15 protein-coding genes are annotated in these 18407 nt (G+C 66.4%); 11 read left to right on the top strand and 4 right to left on the bottom strand.

Annotated features, from left to right (window positions below):
- Window positions 1-229 precede the first annotated feature (229 nt).
- Entirely contained in the window at window positions 230-2152 is a 1923-nt protein-coding gene (locus tag AB0313_RS08765; RefSeq protein WP_366304911.1) for an FAD-binding monooxygenase, read from the top strand.
- Here AB0313_RS08765 and AB0313_RS08760 read toward each other — a convergent pair.
- Window positions 2125-2979, bottom strand: a complete 855-nt coding sequence (locus AB0313_RS08760) for a prephenate dehydratase (RefSeq protein WP_366304909.1) — start codon at window positions 2977-2979, stop codon at window positions 2125-2127. The two genes, AB0313_RS08765 and AB0313_RS08760, sit on opposite strands and share 28 nt — an antisense overlap.
- 37 nt (window positions 2980-3016) lie before the next feature.
- Window positions 3017-4930, bottom strand: a complete 1914-nt coding sequence (locus AB0313_RS08755) for an amylosucrase (RefSeq protein ID WP_366304907.1) — start codon at window positions 4928-4930, stop codon at window positions 3017-3019.
- Between the two features lie 136 nt (window positions 4931-5066).
- On the opposite strand from AB0313_RS08755, the gene AB0313_RS08750 reads away from it, so the two are divergent.
- On the top strand, window positions 5067-6119 hold the full coding sequence (locus tag AB0313_RS08750) for a tartrate dehydrogenase (protein WP_366304905.1): 1053 nt from the start codon (window positions 5067-5069) through the stop codon (window positions 6117-6119).
- Window positions 6120-6139: 20 nt separating this feature from the next.
- Here AB0313_RS08750 and AB0313_RS08745 read toward each other — a convergent pair whose 3' ends face one another.
- The gene (locus AB0313_RS08745; protein ID WP_307303831.1) at window positions 6140-6808 is read right to left on the bottom strand and encodes a GntR family transcriptional regulator; all 669 of its coding nucleotides are present in this window, start codon (window positions 6806-6808) and stop codon (window positions 6140-6142) included.
- Between the two features lie 125 nt (window positions 6809-6933).
- Here AB0313_RS08745 and glyA point away from each other — a divergent pair, with 125 nt between their 5' ends.
- Genes glyA through purU form a run of 7 tightly spaced genes read left to right on the top strand, consistent with a single transcriptional unit; the run spans window position 6934 to window position 15766 of the window.
- A complete protein-coding gene (glyA, locus tag AB0313_RS08740; RefSeq protein ID WP_366304903.1) occupies window positions 6934-8274 on the top strand; it encodes a serine hydroxymethyltransferase in 1341 nt (446 codons plus the stop codon).
- A complete protein-coding gene (locus AB0313_RS08735) occupies window positions 8271-9491 on the top strand; it encodes a sarcosine oxidase subunit beta family protein (protein WP_307303835.1) in 1221 nt (406 codons plus the stop codon). The genes glyA and AB0313_RS08735 overlap by 4 nt, the downstream gene beginning before the upstream one ends.
- 27 nt (window positions 9492-9518) lie before the next feature.
- Window positions 9519-9923: a sarcosine oxidase subunit delta gene (locus tag AB0313_RS08730; RefSeq protein ID WP_141945424.1), complete on the top strand. Its 405-nt coding sequence runs from the start codon at window positions 9519-9521 to the stop codon at window positions 9921-9923.
- Complete coding sequence (locus AB0313_RS08725) at window positions 9920-12862, top strand: sarcosine oxidase subunit alpha family protein (protein ID WP_366304900.1); 2943 nt, start codon at window positions 9920-9922, stop codon at window positions 12860-12862. Before AB0313_RS08730 ends, AB0313_RS08725 begins: the two co-directional genes overlap by 4 nt.
- Window positions 12855-13493 carry a sarcosine oxidase subunit gamma family protein gene (locus tag AB0313_RS08720; RefSeq protein ID WP_307303842.1) on the top strand — a complete coding sequence of 213 codons (639 nt, stop codon included), beginning with the start codon at window positions 12855-12857 and terminating at the stop codon, window positions 13491-13493. Before AB0313_RS08725 ends, AB0313_RS08720 begins: the two co-directional genes overlap by 8 nt.
- Window positions 13493-14866 (top strand): L-serine ammonia-lyase, encoded by a 1374-nt coding sequence (locus tag AB0313_RS08715; protein ID WP_366304898.1) that lies wholly within the window; start codon window positions 13493-13495, stop codon window positions 14864-14866. Before AB0313_RS08720 ends, AB0313_RS08715 begins: the two co-directional genes overlap by 1 nt.
- A gap of 3 nt (window positions 14867-14869) precedes the next feature.
- Window positions 14870-15766, top strand: a complete 897-nt coding sequence (purU, locus tag AB0313_RS08710) for a formyltetrahydrofolate deformylase (protein ID WP_366304896.1) — start codon at window positions 14870-14872, stop codon at window positions 15764-15766.
- An 83-nt stretch (window positions 15767-15849) separates the two neighbouring features.
- On the opposite strand, the gene AB0313_RS08705 is transcribed toward purU, so the two are convergent.
- Window positions 15850-16434: a TetR family transcriptional regulator gene (locus AB0313_RS08705; RefSeq protein WP_141945434.1), complete on the bottom strand. Its 585-nt coding sequence runs from the start codon at window positions 16432-16434 to the stop codon at window positions 15850-15852.
- A 172-nt stretch (window positions 16435-16606) separates the two neighbouring features.
- Here AB0313_RS08705 and AB0313_RS08700 point away from each other — a divergent pair, with 172 nt between their 5' ends.
- Together AB0313_RS08700 and AB0313_RS08695 are read left to right on the top strand one after the other, a co-directional pair.
- Window positions 16607-16951, top strand: a complete 345-nt coding sequence (locus AB0313_RS08700) for a cupin domain-containing protein (protein WP_366304894.1) — start codon at window positions 16607-16609, stop codon at window positions 16949-16951.
- A 10-nt stretch (window positions 16952-16961) separates the two neighbouring features.
- Window positions 16962-18326, top strand: coding sequence for an NAD(P)/FAD-dependent oxidoreductase (locus AB0313_RS08695; RefSeq protein WP_366304892.1), 1365 nt, complete (start codon window positions 16962-16964; stop codon window positions 18324-18326).
- The last annotated feature ends 81 nt before the right edge of the window (window positions 18327-18407 follow it).

Here is an 18407-nt window from a genome sequence, read left to right as displayed (position 1 = left end):
TTCTCCTCATCAGGTACGAAATCGTATACGATTACTATTACCCATCGCTGCGGCTTCGTCAACCCCTTGATTTGAGCGGATTTTGGGGGTCAGCTAAGGGGCACTTGTCGCCCGGATCACATCGGGCGTACAGTGGAAGCGAGATTTATAGTTTCGATTATCGAATTCCTTGTTCTGATATAGAACGAGACTCGCTCGATAATCATCCACGACGAAGTGAGGAAAGCCCGTGCAGTTCCACCACCACGGATACGTATCCGGTGACCCGCGTGTCCAGCCGGCGGCCGGCGTCGGCCTTAACCGCCCCGAGGAGCTTCCGGAGGAAGTGGACGTGCTCATCGTGGGCACCGGTCCTGCCGGAATGCTCGCCGCGGCCCAGCTGTCCATGTTCCCCAACATCACCACCCGCATCATCGAGCGGCGCCCGGGAAGGCTGGCCATCGGCCAGGCGGACGGCATCCAGGCCCGCAGTGTGGAGACCTTCCAGGCTTTTGGGTTCGCGGAGCGGATCATCGCGGAGGCCTACCGGATCACCGAAATGGCGTTCTGGAAGCCGGACCCCGCCAACCACGCCAACATCATCCGCACCGCCCGTGCCGTGGACGACGAAATGGGCATCAGCGAATTCCCGCACCTGATCGTCAACCAGGCGCGCGTGCTGGATTACTTCGCGGAATACATGGCCCACGCGCCCACGCGCATGAAGCCCGACTACGGCTACGACTTCCAGGGACTGGAGGTGGCCGGCGGCGGTGACTACCCGGTGACCGTCACGCTCCGCCACACCGACGGACCCAACGAGGGCCGGGAACGGGTGGTCCGTGCCAAGTACGTGGTGGGCGCGGACGGCGCGCGCAGCAAGGTGCGCCAGGCCATCGGCTGCACGCTCGCCGGCGACCAGGCCAACCACGCCTGGGGCGTCATGGACGCGCTCGCCGTCACCGACTTCCCGGACATCCGCACCAAGTGCGCCATCCAGGGCGAAAAGGGCAGCATCCTGCTCATTCCCCGCGAAGGTGGCCACCTGTTCCGCATGTACGTGGACCTGGGCGAGGTTGACCCCAACAGCCACCACTCGGTCCGCGACACCTCCATCGAAGAGATCATCGCCAAGGCCAACGAGATCCTCCACCCCTACACCCTGGACGTGCGGAACATCGCCTGGCACAGCGTGTACGAGGTGGGCCACCGGTTAACGGACAGGTTCGACGACGTCCTGCCGGAGGAACGCGGCACCCGGACCCCGCGGGTCTTCATCACCGGCGATGCGTGCCACACGCACAGTGCAAAGGCCGGCCAGGGCATGAACGTCTCCATGCAGGACGGCTTCAACATTGCCTGGAAGCTGGGGCACGTGCTGGAAGGGCGCAGCCCGGAGAGCCTGCTGGCCACATACTCGGCGGAACGCCAGGTGGTGGCGAGGAACCTGATCGACTTCGACAAGGAGTGGTCAACCATGATGGCCAAGAAGCCGGAGGAGTTCGAGCACCCCTCGGACCTCGAGGACTTCTATGTGCAGACCGCCGAATTCCCGGCCGGGTTCATGACCCAGTACACGCCGTCCCTGATCGTTGGCTCCGCGGACCACCAGGAGCTGGCCGCCGGCTTCCCCGTGGGCAAGCGCTTCAAATCAGCCCCGGTGGTGCGGGTGGGGGACACCAACCCCATCCACCTGGGCCACCACGCCACCGCTGACGGCCGCTGGCGGATCTACGTCTTCGCGGATGGCGCGCTTCCCGGCACCAACTCCGCCACGGACATGCTCGCCGAGTGGTTCGCCAATTCGCCGGAGTCCCCCTTGGCCTCGACGCCTGCCGGCGCCGACCCGGATGCGTGGTTCGACCTGAAGGTGGTCTACCAGCAGCCGCACACCGCCGTCGACATCAGCGCTGTGCCGGCCGTCTTCAAGCCCCAGGTGGGCCCCTTCAAGCTGACCGACTACGAAAAGGTCTACGCCACCGATCCCAAGGCGGACATCTTCGACCTGCGCGGCCTGGACCGCAACGGCGTTGTGGTGGTGGTCCGTCCGGACCAGTACGTTGCCAATGTCCTGCCCCTGACCGCAACGGCGGAACTGGGCGCGTTCTTCACCCCGCTCGTGCAGGCCGCCCCCGCAAAGCCGCGTCAGCCGGTGGCTGCCGCCGCCCGGTAGTCCGCGGCCGGGTACACGCCGAGGATCCGCACCTCGGTGGTGAAAAAGTCCAGTTCCTCGAGGGCCAGCTTCAGCGGCAGGTCCTCGGGGTGGCCTTCGACGTCCGCCATGAACATGGTGGCCGCGAACTCGTTGCCCACCATGTAGCTCTCCAGCCGGGTCATGTTCACGCCGTTGGTGGCGAAACCGCCCAGCGCCTTGTAGAGGGCGGAGGGGACGTTGCGGACGCGGAACAGGAAGCTCGTCACTGCCGGCCCGGGAAGTTCTTCCCGGGCCGGCAGTGCCGTTTCCCGGGCCAGCACCACGAAGCGGGTGGTGTTGGAGGGGTCGTCCTCCACCCGCGACGCCAGGACATCCAGGCCGTAGATTTGTGCGGCCAGCGGGGGAGCGAGGGAGAGCTTGCGGGGATCGTTCCACTCGGCCACCTCCCGGGCGGACCCGGCGGTGTCACCGGCGATGACCGGCTTGAGGCCATGTTCGCGGATCAGCTTCCGGCACTGGCCCAGCGCATGGATGTGGCTGTGCACCTCGGTGGCGGCCTCGATGGTGCTGCCCGGGATGCCCAGCAGGTCGAAGTGGATGGGCAGGAAGTATTCGCCCACGATCTGCAGGTTGGACTGCGGCAGCAGGATATGGATATCCGCCACGCGGCCGGCGATCGAGTTCTCGATCGGGATCATGGCCAGCTCCGCCTCACCGCTGCTTACCAGCTCAAAGGCATCCTCGAAGCTGGCACACGGGACGCTTTCCATGTCCGGGAACATTTGCTGACACGCGATGTTGGAGTTGGCGCCGGGCTCACCCTGGTACGCAATCTTGGAGGCCATGATCCGTATGCTTTCACGGCCCGGCGCCAGCTCCCAATTACTGCGGCGTAACGCGCAGCCAGAGATACTGACGGGGCAGGAGGGTGACGCCGCCGTCCAGCCGCAGGGCTGCTTCGGAGAAAAGGTCGACGGCGGCAGGGGAGTACCCGCCGAAGGTCTCCCCGGCCAGGGTCTGGGGTGAGTCGCTGAAATTGGCCAGCGCGAGGATGGTGCTGCCGCCTTCCGCGTCCCCCGGCCGCTGGTACCCGAGCACGGAGCGGTTGTTGGTGCCGAAGTCGATGAGCGTGGTCCCGGCAAATTCGGGGGTGCCGGCGCGCACCTCGACCATCCTCTTCAATCCCGCGTACACGGCGCCCTCCGGCGTGTCCGGGTCCAAGCGCCGGGCGTACTGCTCCGCCGGGAAGTGCGGCCGGTGCACCCATCGGCTGTCCTCCCCGTGGCCGGGCTCGGACGCGTAGCCGTAGTCATTGACCTGACCCACCTCGTCTCCCAGGTACAGCAGGGGGAGACCGCCGGTGCTGAACGGCACCGAATGGGCCAGGAGGATCCGCTCCACCGCCTCAGCCGGGTTCACCTCCATACCGCACAGGGACGCCGTCGTGCCGGAAATCCGGCAGTCGCCGGTCTTGGGGTTGTCCTGGAAGGGGACGCCGCGGGCGAAGCTGCCAGGGAACCTGTTGACGTAGAAGGAGTTCAGGAAGCGGCGGTGGTCGAAGCCGTTGATGCCCAGCTCGGCCGCGTCCTCGTCGGCGAAGGTCCAGCCGATGTCGTCATGGCTGCGGACGTAGTTCACCCAGGCCGTGCCGTCCGGGATGTTGTGCCTGCGTTCCAGGGCCTGGGCCAGGAGCGAGACGTCACGGGTGGCCAGGGACTCCCAGATCAGTGCCATCTGCAGGGGGTTGTACGAAAGCTGGCATTCCTTGGGGTCGATGTAGAGGGCGACTTCGTCCGGGTGCACGATCGCCTCGGACTTGAACAGCAGCGACGGCGCCGCCAAGCGGCACACCGCGTTGAAGGCCCGCAGCAGCGTGTGCGCCTGGGGCAGGTTCTCGCATGGTGTCCCCAACTGCTTCCAGATGAAGGCCACCGCATCCATGCGCAGTATGTCCACGCCCTGGTTGGCCAGGAACAGCATCTCGCCTGCCATGGCACGGAAGACGTCGGGGTTGGAGTAGTTCAGGTCCCACTGGTAGGTGTGGAACGTGGCCCACACCCAGCGGCCGTCCTCCATCCGGATGAAGGACCCGGGGTGATTCTCCGGGAAGATCTCGCGGACGTTCGCCTCGAACGCGTCCGGGATGGTGCGGTCCGGAAAGATCCAGTAGTAATCGCTGTACTCCGGGTCCCCCGCGGCTGCCTTCCGCGCCCACTCGTGTTCGTCGGAGGTGTGGTTGAAGATGAAGTCCACCACCAGGCTGATGCCGTTGTCCTTCAGTTCGGCTGCCAGGGACCGCAGTTGCTCCATGGTGCCCAGCTTGGGATTGACCTCCCGGTAGCTGGACACCGCGTACCCGCCGTCGGAGTGCGGCTCGGGTGCCAGGAACAGCGGCATGAGGTGCAGGTACGTCAGGCCCAGTTCCTTGAAGTAGGGGATCCGGGCCCGGACTCCTTCCAGGCTTTCGGCGTAGCGGTCCACGTAGCAGACGCCGCCCAGCATCCGGTTGGACTGGAACCAGTCCGGGGCGCCTTCGCGCTCCGCGTCCGTTGCCTTCAGCTCCGGTGGCCGCTCCTGCCAGGACCGGGCGCACTGGAGGACCAGGTCCGTCAGCTGGTCCAGCCAGTCATTGCGGTCGCCGTACAGGGAATGGAACAGGCTGCGGAGGGTGGGAAAGTGTCCGTCGAGGCGCCGGTCAAAATCCTGGTCCGGGCGCAGCCCAAGCTGCCGCTCCCGGGACAATGCAGACAGCACATGCCGGTGCGCTTCCTGGTCCTCGTTTACGGTTTCCTGCATCTTGACCGGCCTTTCGCGCTTCCGCCGGCCCTCCCGGCCGGGCACCTCTAGGGAAGTATGCCACGTCACACCTTGGAGCCCTGGCTGCTGCCTTTACGATTTAGGCACACAGGAATGAACGAGCGATTGGAACAACATGACCCGCACCTACACCATCGATTCCATTCCCGGTGACGGCATCGGCGTTGATGTCACGGACGTGGCCATGGAGTGCGTGGACGCGGTGGCCGGGCTGCACGGCTTTGGCGTGTCGTGGCGGGTCCGCGACTGGAACAGCGATCTTTACGTCAAAACGGGCCGCATGATGCCCGTTGACGGTATCGAGCAGCTCAGCAGCGGCGACGGGATCTATTTGGGAGCAGTGGGCACGCCTGACGTTCCGGATGACGTGACCCTGTGGGGGCTGCTGATTCCCATCCGGCGGGAGTTCGACCAGTACGTCAACCTTCGCCCCATGAAGCTGCTGCCCGGAGTGACCGGTGCGATGCCGGGGATCGAGGACCTGGACATCGTGGTGGTGCGCGAAAACGTTGAAGGCGAATACTCGCAGATCGGCGGCCGCTTCGGCGCCGGGACGGACGCGGAATTTGCCGTCCAGGAGAGCGTGTTCACCAAGGCGGGCATTACCCGCGTGGCGCGCTACGCCGCAAAGACCGCCGCCGAACGGGGCGGCACTCTGGTCTCCGCCACCAAATCCAACGGCATCATCCACACCATGCCGTTCTGGGACGAGGTAGTGGCCCGGACGGTGGAAGAGTTCCCGGACGTCACGGTGGACAAGGTGCTTATCGATGCCCTGGCGGCCCGGCTGGTCATGAAGCCCACGAGCGTCCGCACCATTGTGGCGTCGAATTTGTTCGGCGACATCCTGTCCGACCTGGTGGCCGGAGTGGCCGGCTCCATCGGCATCGCTCCCAGCGCCAACCTGAACCCTGAACGCCGGTACCCGTCAATGTTCGAGCCGGTCCACGGTTCTGCCCCGGACATTGCGGGCAAGGGCATCGCGAATCCCGTGGGCGCGCTGTGGGCTGCGGCCATGATGCTGGACCACCTGGGGGAGGAGGCGGCGGCCCGATCCCTGACCGCGGCGTTCGAGTCCACGCTTGCGGAAGGAATTGCGACGCCGGATCTTGGCGGCTCAGCCACCACGCTGGAGTTTGCCAGGGAAGTGCGCAGCCGGCTGCGGTAACAGAGCGTGAAGCACCACCACTAAAGCACGTTGCGGATGGCCTGTTCGAAACTGGTGACGTGCTCCAGGGCGAGCTTGCCCGCCCGCTCCGCGTCGCCGTCGGCCACTGCCTCCAGCAGCTCCACGTGCTCGGCGATGTGGGACGCGACGGAGGGCACCTTTTCCAGCACCATGCACCAGATGCGCGTGGCCAGGTTGTCGTAGCGGATCAGCACGTCCTCGAGGTGCGAGTTGGCTGCGGCCCGGTAGATCAGCCGGTGGACTTTGATGTCGTACCGCATGAGGTCGTAGGGGTCGTCGTCATCGCCCATGGTGGAGATTGCCGCTGCAGTCTCCCTGATTTCCGCGCGCAGTGCCGGCGTTGCCAGCTTGGCAGCCCGGCGCGCCGCCAGGGGCTCCAGGGATTCGCGCAGCTCGGAGACGTCGGCGAGTTCGGTGATGTCGACGATGGTGGCGAACGTTCCGCGGCGGGGGTAGGAGACCACGAGGTGGTCGCTTTCCAGGCGTTTGAGTGCTTCCCGGACCGGCGTCCGGCCAATCCCGAGTTCGGCCGCCAGCTTGCCGTCGTTGATCGCCTCGCCCGGCCGGATGTCCAGCATGATGAGCCGGTCGCGGAGGTGCCGGTAGGCCTGTTCGGAGAGCGAGAGGTCTCCCTCCCCAGCGAGGTGGTTCTCTAATGTGACGCTCATCTCGAGCCTTCCCAGGAGTGCTATTGACGTCCAAGTGATCTGGAACATACTATTACGACAGTTCTAATATATCAGTTACAGATCAGTTATAGGTCAGTAACTCCGAAGGGCCTAGAAGGAGAACCATGCAGGATGTACTGAACGCCTCGCTCGCCACGGTAGACGCCGACGTCGCCGCCGCTGTGGCACGGGAACTGCACCGCCAGCAGTCCACCATTGAAATGATCGCGTCGGAGAACTTCGCTCCGTCCGCCGTGATGGAGGCCCAGGGCTCGGTCCTCACCAACAAGTACGCCGAGGGCTACCCGGGCAAGCGCTACTACGGCGGCTGCGAGCACGTCGACGTCATCGAGCAGCTGGCCATCGACCGCGTGAAGGCCCTCTTTGGCGCAGAGTTCGCCAACGTCCAGCCGCACTCCGGCGCGCAGGCCAATGCTGCCGCCATGTTCGCCCTGCTGAACCCGGGCGACACCATCCTTGGCCTGTCCCTGGCCCACGGCGGCCACCTGACCCACGGCATGAAGATCAACTTCTCCGGCAAGCTGTACAACGTGGTTCCGTACCATGTCCGCGAAGATGACCTCCGGATCGACATGGCCGAGGTGGAAGCCCTGGCCCTGGAGCACAAGCCCAAGCTGATCGTTGCCGGCTGGTCCGCCTACTCCCGCCAGCTGGACTTCGCCGAGTTCCGCCGCATCGCCGACCTGGTTGGCGCCTACCTGATGGTGGACATGGCCCACTTCGCCGGCCTCGTCGCCGCAGGCCTGCACCCCAACCCCGTCCCCTACGCGGACGTGGTCACCACCACCACCCACAAGACACTGGGCGGACCCCGCGGCGGCGTCATCCTGGCCAAGGAGGAGTACGCCAAGAAGATCAACAGCGCGGTGTTCCCCGGCCAGCAGGGTGGACCGCTGGAGCACGTGGTCGCTGCCAAGGCCGTGGCCTTCAAGCTCGCCGCAGCCCCCGAATTCAAGGAACGCCAGGAGCGCGTCCTGCAGGGAGCCAAGCTCCTGGCTGAACGCCTCCTCAAGGACGACGTGGCAGCCGCCGGCATCTCCGTGGTCAACGGCGGTACCGACGTCCACCTGGTCCTGGTGGACCTGCGCAACTCGGAGCTCGACGGCCAGCAGGGCGAGGACGCCCTCCACCAGATCGGCATCACCGTCAACCGCAACGCCGTCCCCTTCGACCCCCGCCCGCCGATGGTCTCCTCCGGACTCCGGATCGGCACCCCCGCCCTGGCCGCCCGCGGCTTCGGCGCCGCGGAATTCACCGAGGTTGCGGACATCATCGCCACTGCGCTGATTGCCTCCGCCGGCACGGGCAGCCTCCCCGGGGACACCGCCGTCGAACTCCGGGAACGCGTGACGGCCCTGGCCGCCAAGTTCCCCCTCTATCCGCACCTCTCCGCCGACGCCAACCTGGCCGGCATCGAGGCAGACCTGATTGGAGCCGCCCAGTGAGCACCCAGCACCTTCCGGAGCACCCGGATTTCCTCTGGCGGAACCCGGAACCCAAGTCCTCTTACGACGCCGTGGTTGTCGGCGGTGGCGGGCACGGCCTGGCCACCGCGTACTTCCTGGCGAAGAACCACGGCATGACCAACATTGCCGTCCTGGAAAAGGGCTGGCTGGCCGGCGGCAACATGGCCCGCAACACCACCATCATCCGCTCCAACTACCTCTGGGACGAGAGCGCCGCCATCTACGAGCACGCGCTCAAGCTCTGGGAAATCCTGCCCGAGGAACTTGAGTACGACTTCCTGTTCAGCCAGCGTGGCGTGATGAACCTGGCCCACACCCTGGGCGACGTCCGCGAAAGCATCCGCCGCGTGGGCGCCAACAAGCTCAACGGTGTGGACGCCGAGTGGCTGGACCCGCAGCAGGTCAAGGAACTCTGCCCCATCCTGAACATCCGGGACAACATCCGCTACCCCGTCATGGGCGCCACCTACCAGCCCCGCGCCGGCATCGCCAAGCACGACCACGTGGCCTGGGCCTTCGCCCGCAAATGCGATGAAATGGGCGTGGACATCATCCAGAACTGCGAAGTCACCGGCTTCCTCAAGGACGGCGACCGCGTGGTGGGCGTCAAGACCAACCGCGGCACCATCAACACCGAAAAGGTGGGCCTCTGCGCCGCCGGCCACAGCTCGGTCCTGGCAGAGATGGCCGGTTTCCAGTTGCCCATCCAGTCCCACCCGCTGCAGGCCCTGGTTTCTGAGCTGCACGAGCCCGTCCACCCCACGGTGGTCATGTCCAACCACGTCCACGTCTACGTCTCGCAGGCACACAAGGGCGAACTGGTCATGGGCGCCGGCGTTGACTCCTACAACGGCTACGGCCAGCGCGGCTCTTTCCACGTGATCGAGCAGCAGATGGCGGCCGCCGTCGAGCTCTTCCCCATCTTTGCCCGGGCGCACGTACTCCGGACCTGGGGCGGCATCGTGGACACCACAATGGACGCCTCGCCGATCGTGGGCACCACCCCGGTGGAGAACATGTTCGTGAACTGCGGCTGGGGAACCGGCGGATTCAAGGGCACGCCCGCCGCGGGCATGACCTTCGCGCACACCATCGCCACCGGCGCACCGCACGCGCTGAACAAGCCGTTCTCGCTGGAACGCTTCGAAACCGGCGCCCTCATCGACGAACACGGCGCCGCCGCCGTGGCCCACTAGACCCGCCACCAGAAAGGACCAACGCACATGCTGCTGATCCCATGCCCCAACTGCGGCCCGCGGGACGAAACCGAATTCCACTACGGCGGCCAGGCCCACGTCCCGTACCCGGAGAACCCGAACGAGCTGACCGACACGGAGTGGTCCCGCTACCTCTTCTACCGGGAGAACCCCAAAGGCATCTTCGCCGAGCGCTGGGTCCACAGCACCGGATGCCGCCAGTGGTTCAACATGCTCCGCGACACCGTGAGCTACGACATCAAGGCCGTCTACAAGATGGGCACGCCGCGGCCCGACAGTTCCTCGAGGGCCACGCCCGAGACCGGGACCGCCAGCACCGGCCCTGACAGCACCACCACGGGAAGTGCCGCACCCAGCACCTCCACCACGAGCATCCTCAGCACCACCGCCCCGGAAGGAGCGACCAAGTGACTTCCCAGAACGCCCGCCTGGCTACCGGCGGCCGCATCGACCGCACCATCTCCTGGCGCTTCACCGTGGACGGCGAGGAGTTCACAGGCCACCCCGGCGACACCCTTGCTTCCGCCCTGCTGGCCAACGGCCGCATCGCCGCCGGGAACTCGCTCTACGAGGACCGCCCCCGCGGCATCATGTCCGCCGGCGTTGAAGAGGCCAACGCCCTGGTCCGCGTGGAGGCCCGCTTCCCCGGCCACGTTGCGGAATCCATGCTCCCCGCCACTACCGTCTCCCTGGTTGACGGGCTCAAGGCCACGCTGCTGAACGGCTTGGGCAAGCTTGACCCGGAGGACGACCGCGCCGAATACGACAAGAAGTACGTCCACACCGACGTCCTGGTTGTCGGCGGCGGCCCCGCCGGACTCGCCGCAGCCCGCGAGGCCGTCCGCACCGGAGCCCGCGTCATGCTGCTGGACGACCAGCCCGAACTCGGCGGCTCCCTGCTCTCCGGCTCCACCGCTGAGGGACTGGCCGAGACGATCGAAGGCAAGCCGGCCCTGGAATGGGTTGCCGACGTCGAAGCCGAGCTGGTTTCCGGCGCGGAATCCACCGTCCTGAACCGCACTACCGCGTTCGGCGCCTACGACGCCAACTACGTCATCGCCGTCCAGAACCGCACCGACCACCTCTCCAGTCCCGCTGCCCCCGGCGTCTCCCGCCAGCGGATTTGGCACATCCGTGCCAACCAGGTGGTGCTGGCGCCCGGCGCCCACGAGCGTCCCCTGGTGTTCGAGAACAATGACCGTCCCGGCATCATGCTGGCCTCTGCCGTGCGCAGCTACCTCAACCGTTACGGCGTTGCCGCCGGCAAGCGCGTGGTCATCAGCACCACCAATGACAGCGCCTATGACGTCGCCGCCGACCTCGCCGCCGCCGGCGTCAAGGTCGCAGCCGTGGTGGACGCCCGTCCCAAGCTCACCGCCGTGGCGACGGCCGCCGTCGAATCCGGCATCCGGGTGCTGATCGGCAGCGCGGTGGCCAACACCTCGGCAGGCGCCGACGGCCGCCTGGACGGGGTCACGGTCCGCAGCATCAACGACGACGGCGAGCTCACCTCGGGCGTCGAACAGATCTCCGCAGACCTCCTGGCAGTGTCCGGCGGCTGGAGCCCGCTGGTCCACCTGCACTCGCAGCGGCAGGGCAAGCTGCGCTGGGACGACGACCTGGCAGCCTTCGTGCCCAGCACCGAAGTGCCCAACCAGCAGACCATCGGCTCCGGCCGCGGGTCCTTCGCCACCGAAGACTGCGTCGCCGAGGGCGTCTCCGCCGGCGCGAGGGCGGCCATCGCCGCCGGGTTCGCGTCCGCCGTCGAGCCTTCCGTGTTTGGTGAGCCGAAGGCCTCCGCCCCCACCCGCCAGCTCTGGCTGGTGCCGGGCGAGAGCGGCACGCCTGACGACTGGCACCACCACTTCGTGGACTTCCAGCGCGACCAGTCCGTGGCGGACGTGCTCCGCTCCACCGGCGCAGGCATGCGCTCCGTGGAGCACATCAAGCGGTACACCTCCATCAGCACCGCCAACGACCAGGGCAAGACCTCGGGCGTCAACGCCATCGGTGTCATCGCCGCGGCCCTGCGCACTGCCGGCGAGGCCTCGCGCGGCATCGGTGACATCGGCACCACCACCTATCGTGCGCCGTTCACCCCGGTGGCTTTTGCTGCACTGGCCGGACGCCAGCGCGGCGAGCTGTTCGATCCCGCCCGCGTCACCTCGATCCACCCCTGGCATGTCGCCAAGGGCGCGCTGTTCGAGGACGTTGGACAGTGGAAGCGCCCCTGGTACTACCCGCAGGACGGGGAGGACATGGACGCCGCCGTGCTGCGCGAATGCGCTGCAGTCCGCGAGTCCGTGGGCTTCATGGACGCCACCACCCTGGGCAAGATCGAGATCCGCGGCAAGGACGCAGGGGAGTTCCTGAACCGGATCTACACCAACGCGTTCAAGAAGCTCGCCCCCGGCTCCGCACGCTACGGCGTCATGTGCACCCCGGACGGCATGATTTTCGACGACGGCGTGACCCTCCGCGTGGACGACGAAACCTACTTCATGACCACCACCACCGGCGGCGCCGCCAAGGTGCTGGACTGGCTGGAGGAATGGCTGCAGACCGAATGGCCTGAGCTGGACGTCAAGTGCACCTCGGTGACCGAGCAGTGGAGCACCATTGCCGTCGTCGGCCCCAAGTCCCGTGAAGTCATCGCCAAGGTGGCGCCGGAACTGGCTGCCAACGGCGGCCTGGACGCCGAGGCCTTCCCCTTCATGACCTTCCGCGAAACCACCCTCGCCTCGGGTGTCCGCGCGCGGATCTGCCGCATCTCGTTCTCCGGCGAACTGGCCTACGAGATCAACGTCCCGGCCTGGTACGGGCTGAACACCTGGGAGGCTGTGGCGGCTGCCGGTGCGGAATTCAACATCACCCCGTATGGCACCGAAACCATGCACGTGCTCCGCGCCGAAAAGGGGTACCCGATCGTCGGGCAGGACACGGACGGCACCGTCACCCCCCAGGACGCCGGCATGGAGTGGATCGTCTCCAAGGCCAAGGACTTCATCGGCAAGCGCTCCTACTCCCGCCTGGACGCCCAGCGCGAGGACCGCAAGCACCTGGTCAGCGTCCTGCCCGTGGACGGCACGCTCCGGCTGCCCGAAGGCACCCAGCTCGTGGAAAAGGGCCGCTCCACCAATCCGGCCTACGGACCGGTGCCGATGGAAGGCTTCGTTACCTCCAGCTACCACAGCGCCGCGCTGGGCCGCTCATTCGGCCTGGCCCTCATCAAGAACGGACGCAACCGCATCGGCGAAACGCTCGTTGCAGCCGCCGGCGACCAGCTGGTGGACGTGGTTGTGGCAGAGACAGTGCTTTTTGACCCCGAAGGGACCCGTAAAGATGGCTGAAACAGCAGCATCCCCGACCTCAGCAGACAAGAACCTCGCCGCCCGCGTCAGCCCGGCCAAGCAGCTGGCTGAAGCGTTCGCCGCCGGTTCCCTGGCCGGCACCGTTGAGCTGTCCGAAGTGCCCTTCCTGACCATGGTGGGGCTCCGGGCGGACGCCGGCTCGGAAACCGCAACCCGGCTGGCCGCCGTCACCGGCGGCCTGCCTGCCGGCTCCGGATCGGTGGCCACCAAAGGTGACGCCTCCGTGCTGTGGCTGGGCCCCTCCGAGTTCCTGGTGGTGGCACCCACCGAGGCCCACGAGTCCCTGGGCGGGGACCTGATCCCCGCTCTCCGGGAGGCCCTTGGCGGCGACTCGGGCCAGGTGGTGGACCTCTCCGCCAACCGCACCACGTTCGAGCTGACGGGACCCCGCGCCCGTGCCGTCCTGGAAAAAGGCTGCTCGCTGGACCTGCACCCGCGGGTGTTCAAGGCCGGCACCGCCTTCTCCACGGAGATTGCGAACATCCCCGCCATCCTGTGGAAGACCGGTGAGGAATCCTTCCGGATCTTCCCGCGCGCCTCTTTCGCCGAGTTCCTGGGCCGGTGGCTCCTGGACGCCATGCGGGAGTACGCCTCGCCAGAGGTCCCCTGATGGCGCTCAGCGTCCTGGACCTCTTCTCTGTTGGCATCGGGCCCTCGTCGTCACACACGGTGGGCCCGATGCGGGCGGCCAAGCTCTTCGCTGACGGGCTGAAGGGCGACGGGCAGCTGGCCTCCACCGTGCGCGTCCAGTCGGAACTCTTCGGTTCCCTGGGCGCCACGGGGCGCGGCCACGGCTCCGACAAGGCCGTGGTCCTGGGACTGCAGGGCCTGGAACCCGAAACCGTCAACACGTTCACGGCGGATGACCAGGTGGCCGCCGCCGCGCTCAATGCAGAACTGCAGATCGCAGGCATCCACCGGGTGGACTTCAACTGGGAAGAGGACGTGGTTCTCCACCGCCGCAAATCCCTTCCCGCGCACCCCAACGGCATGACCTTCCGGGCCTTCGACCACACCGGAGCAGTGCTGAGCGAGCGGAGCTTCTACTCAATCGGCGGCGGCTTCGTGGTGGACGGCGACGCCCGGGGCGCGGACAAGGTGGTGGCGGATGACACCGTGCTGCCGTATCCGTTTTCCACGGCGGATGAACTCCTGCAGATCTGCAGCCGGGAAGGCATGTCCATCTCCGATGTCATGCTGGCCAACGAGCTGACCTGGCGCAGCGAAGCCGAACTCCGGGAGCAGCTCCTGGGGCTGTGGGCCGTGATGAAGGAATGCGTGCAGAACGGCTGCAACGCCGAAGGCATCCTGCCCGGCGGCCTGAAGGTAACCCGGCGGGCGCCCGCGCTCCACAAGACACTTTCAGCAGACTCGGCCAGCACGGACGCGCTCCACGCCATGGAATGGGTCAACCTGTTCGCCCTCGCCGTGAACGAGGAAAATGCCGCCGGCGGGCGGATCGTCACCGCCCCCACCAACGGGGCCGCGGGAATCGTGCCTGCCGTCCTGCACTACTACATGAAGTTTGTTCCAGGAGCTGACGACGACGGCGTGGTCCGCTTCCTGCTGGCGGCGGCCGCCGTCGGAATCCTGTTCAAAACGAATGCCTCCATCTCAGGTGCCGAAGTGGGCTGCCAGGGTGAGGTGGGCTCCGCCTGCTCGATGGCCGCCGCAGGGCTCTGTGAAGTGCTCGGCGGGACGCCCGCGCAGGTGGAAAACGCCGCCGAGGTGGGGATCGAGCACAATCTGGGCCTGACCTGCGACCCCGTGGGCGGCCTGGTGCAGATCCCCTGCATCGAACGGAATGCGATCGCCAGCGTCAAGGCGATCAACGCGGCCCGGCTGGCCCTGCACGGGGACGGGAGCCACAAGGTCTCGCTGGACAAGGCCATCAAGACCATGCGCGACACAGGGGCCGACATGAAAACCAAGTACAAGGAAACCTCCCGAGGAGGACTCGCCGTGAACGTGATCGAGTGCTGAACCATGACTGCCACTGAAACCCACATCCCCGCACCGAAGGCGCCCACCACCGTGGAGCACGTCCTGACCCTCGACTGCCCGGAAGGCCCCGGCATTGTCCACGCCGTGTCCGGCTTCCTGTTGGAGCATGGCTGCGACATCATCGACAACAAGCAGTTTGGTGAGCGCAGCGAAGGCCACTTCTTCATGCGCGTGCACTTCGTCTCCGAAGGGGACGAATCCACGCTGGACACCCTGCGGTCCTCCTTCGCCCCTGTCGCCGAAAAGTTCGGCATGCGCTGGCAGCTGGAACGCCAGGGATCCAAGCGCAAGGTGCTGATCATGGTCTCCAAGTTCGGCCACTGCCTCAACGACCTGCTCTTCCGCGCCAGGATCGGCGAACTGCCGGTGGATGTGGTGGCGGTGGTGTCGAACCACCGGGACCACCAGGCGCTGGTGGAGTGGCATGGCATCCCGTTCCACCACGTCCCCGTCACCGCCGAGACCAAACCTGCCGCCGAGGCTGCGCTGATGGCACTGGTGGATGGGCTGGATGTGGAACTGGTGGTGCTGGCCCGCTACATGCAGGTGCTCAGCGACGACCTGACCCGCAAGCTGGACGGCCGCGCCATTAACATCCACCACTCGTTCCTGCCCAGCTTCAAGGGCGCCAAGCCGTACCACCAGGCGTACGCCCGGGGCGTGAAGACCGTGGGCGCCACCGCCCACTACGTCAACGCCGAACTGGACGAGGGGCCCATCATCTCCCAGCAGGTGGTGGACGTTGACCACACCTACGGGCCCGAGGACCTGGTGGCGGCTGGCCGGGACACGGAATGCAAAGCCCTCTCCAACGCGGTGAAGTGGCACTGTGAGGGCCGTGTCATCCTGCAGGGCAACCGCACTGTGGTGCTCCGGTAACAAACGACAACTTCATATCGAAAGCGCGGCTGGCTGCATTGGGCGGCCGGCCGCGCTTTTCTGCGCCCGGATGTCTTTGCCGCTCAGGACCCGTCCCGCCGCAGGAGAACCGCCTGGTGCACTTCCTCCAGGGCGGCGGCGATCTCGTCCCGCCCGACGCCGGCGATGTACTGCAGGACCAGTCCATCCAGTGCAGCGAACAGGGAACGGGCAACCACACGGACGTCACCCTGGATACCGAACGCCTGCAAGCCCCCGGACAAGGCGTCCACGTAGCTCTCGTAGAGCTTGGCCACCGGTCCTGCCAGTTCCGGGCGGCGCCGGGCCTCAAGGATCATTTCGTACTGGAAGACCTGCAAGCCCGGGTCCTCAAGGAGCAGCTCCAGCAGCGCCTCGGTAAATGTGCCGCCGTTCTCTGCTGCATCCCGCAGCCGTGAGGCGGCGATGGACTGTTCCGAGGACCACTCCAGTGCTGCGGCGATCAGGGAATCCCGCGTTCCGAAATGATGGGCCACGAGACTGTTGTTGACCCCCGCGGCTTCAGCAACGGCACGGTAGGTGAGCCCGCGCAGACCTTTTGCGGCAACCACATTAACGGCAGCCCGGAGCAAAGCCTCCCTGCCTTTGCCGTATGCGGGCGTGGCGGAGCGGGCGGCGGAAGCGGTCATAGCCTCGATTCTAGCCAGCCCCGGTTCCGGGCCGGCGTCGCTATTGACTTAAAACTAAGCATTTGCTTAGATTGCTTTCACGCAGTGATACTGGTCACAAGGCGGACCCCTTTTCCATACCTTCGGCGGACTACCCATGATTCCCGCCGCCCTTTCCAACCTGGAGCAAACCATGACACCAACTCCTGCCTTCACCACGTCCTCTTCCCTTGACCCCGCCAAGAACGAGCCCTTCGAACTCGGCCAGGTGCAGTGGGTCCGCCGCTTCGGCGAAGGAGGCAGGCCCGCGCTCGCCTGTGGCTACTGGCATGTCACGCCTGCCGAGGCGCCGAAGCCCTTCGACCTGCCCATGGAAGCAGACGAAACGATCCACATCATCCAGGGCCACCTCCGCATCGAGGTGGAGGGCGGCGACGTGTACGACCTCACCGCAGGGGGCGCGGCGTCCTTCAATAAAGGTGCCCGCACCCGGTGGGAGGTCCTGGCTCCCACCGTCGAATTCTTCGTCTACTCGTAGGGGACGGACCATGGAACAGAAAGGCAGCCCCCTGCATCAGGACCCAGTGGACGTCATCGTGGTGGGCGCAGGTTTTGCCGGCCTCACCGCAGCCCGTGAGCTCACTCGCCAGGGCCTGCAGGTGCGCATCGTTGAAGCCCGGGACCGCGTTGGCGGAAGGACATGGCTGGACAACCGCCTGGGCCGCGACCTCGAAATCGGTGGAACCTGGGTGCACTGGACGCAGCCCTATGTCTGGGCAGAGCTGAAGCGGTACGGCATTGGCACCGTTGCCAGTCCGGAGCCGCAGCGTGCCTTCTGGTGGGCGGCGGGCCGCCGGCAGGAAGGATCGCCCGGTGCGCTGCTGGAACTGATCGGACGTCACAACGCCGAGTTCGTCAAGGAATCCCGGAGCTTCTTCCCCGAACCGTTCAGGCCCTTGGCCACGGACGCCTTCAAGGGCATCGACCATATCTCGGTGCAGGACCGGATCCGGGAACAGTTTCCCGCCGGCGACGTCCGGGACATCCTCGAATCCTTCTGGGCCCTGAACTTCAACGGCCCCCTGCAGGATGCGGCGCTGACACAGGCCTTGCGCTGGGTGGCCCTCACCAACGGTGACTGGGCCGTCAACTTTGAAGCCTGCGCCACCTACAAGATCCAGGGTGGAACCGCCGTGCTGGCCGAAGCCATCCTCAAGGACTCCGGCGCCACCATCGACTTTGATTTCTCTGTTGAAGGCATAGCGGACGACGGCGGCACGGTCACCGTCCGCAGCACCAGCGGCCGGACCCTTAGGGCAAAGACCGCCATTGTCACCGTTCCGATCCACGTGCTGGAGAAGATCGCATTCGAGCCGCCGCTGCCGCCGGCGAAGGCGGAGGGAGCCCGGGGCGGCCAGGTCTCCAAAGGTGTCAAGGTCTGGATCAGGCTCCGCGGCGTCCATGCCCCCTTCGTGGCCCTGGGACAAGCCGACTGGCCGCTGAACTTCTTCCAGGCCGAATACACGATCGACGGCGACACCATCGTGGTCGGTTTCGGCCCGGATGCGTCGAAGATCAATGCGTCCGAGGCCGCGGCGGTGCAGGAGCAGCTGGGACGCCTGGTGCCGGGCGTGGAGGTGGCCGGCGTGGCCACCCACGACTGGGTGGCGGATCCGCTCGCGGGCGAGACCTGGCCCATGCACCGGACGGGTTTCCTGGCCAACCACCTGGCCGTGATGCAGTCGGCCCACGGCAACGTGCTCTTCGCCGGCTCTGACATCGCCAACGGCTGGGGCGGGTTCATTGACGGTGCCATTGAAAGCGGCATGGAAGCGGCGCTGGAAGCCGTGTCGCTGGCCGCCGCCCGCCCCGCACTGCAGGAACGCGTCCTGCAGGAACCCGCATTGCGCTGACAATCAACAACTGGTCGCTGGTGGACAAAGCCCTTCTGCTGCCCGCTGCCAAGCTGGATCCCACAGCAATTTTCCCCAACT

It is taken from the genome of Pseudarthrobacter sp. NPDC080039 (assembly GCF_040702335.1).
Lineage (GTDB): Bacteria > Actinomycetota > Actinomycetes > Actinomycetales > Micrococcaceae > Arthrobacter > Arthrobacter enclensis_A.
The sequence above is the reverse complement of the archived record's forward strand: the minus strand, read 5'-3'. Positions and strand labels throughout refer to the sequence as shown.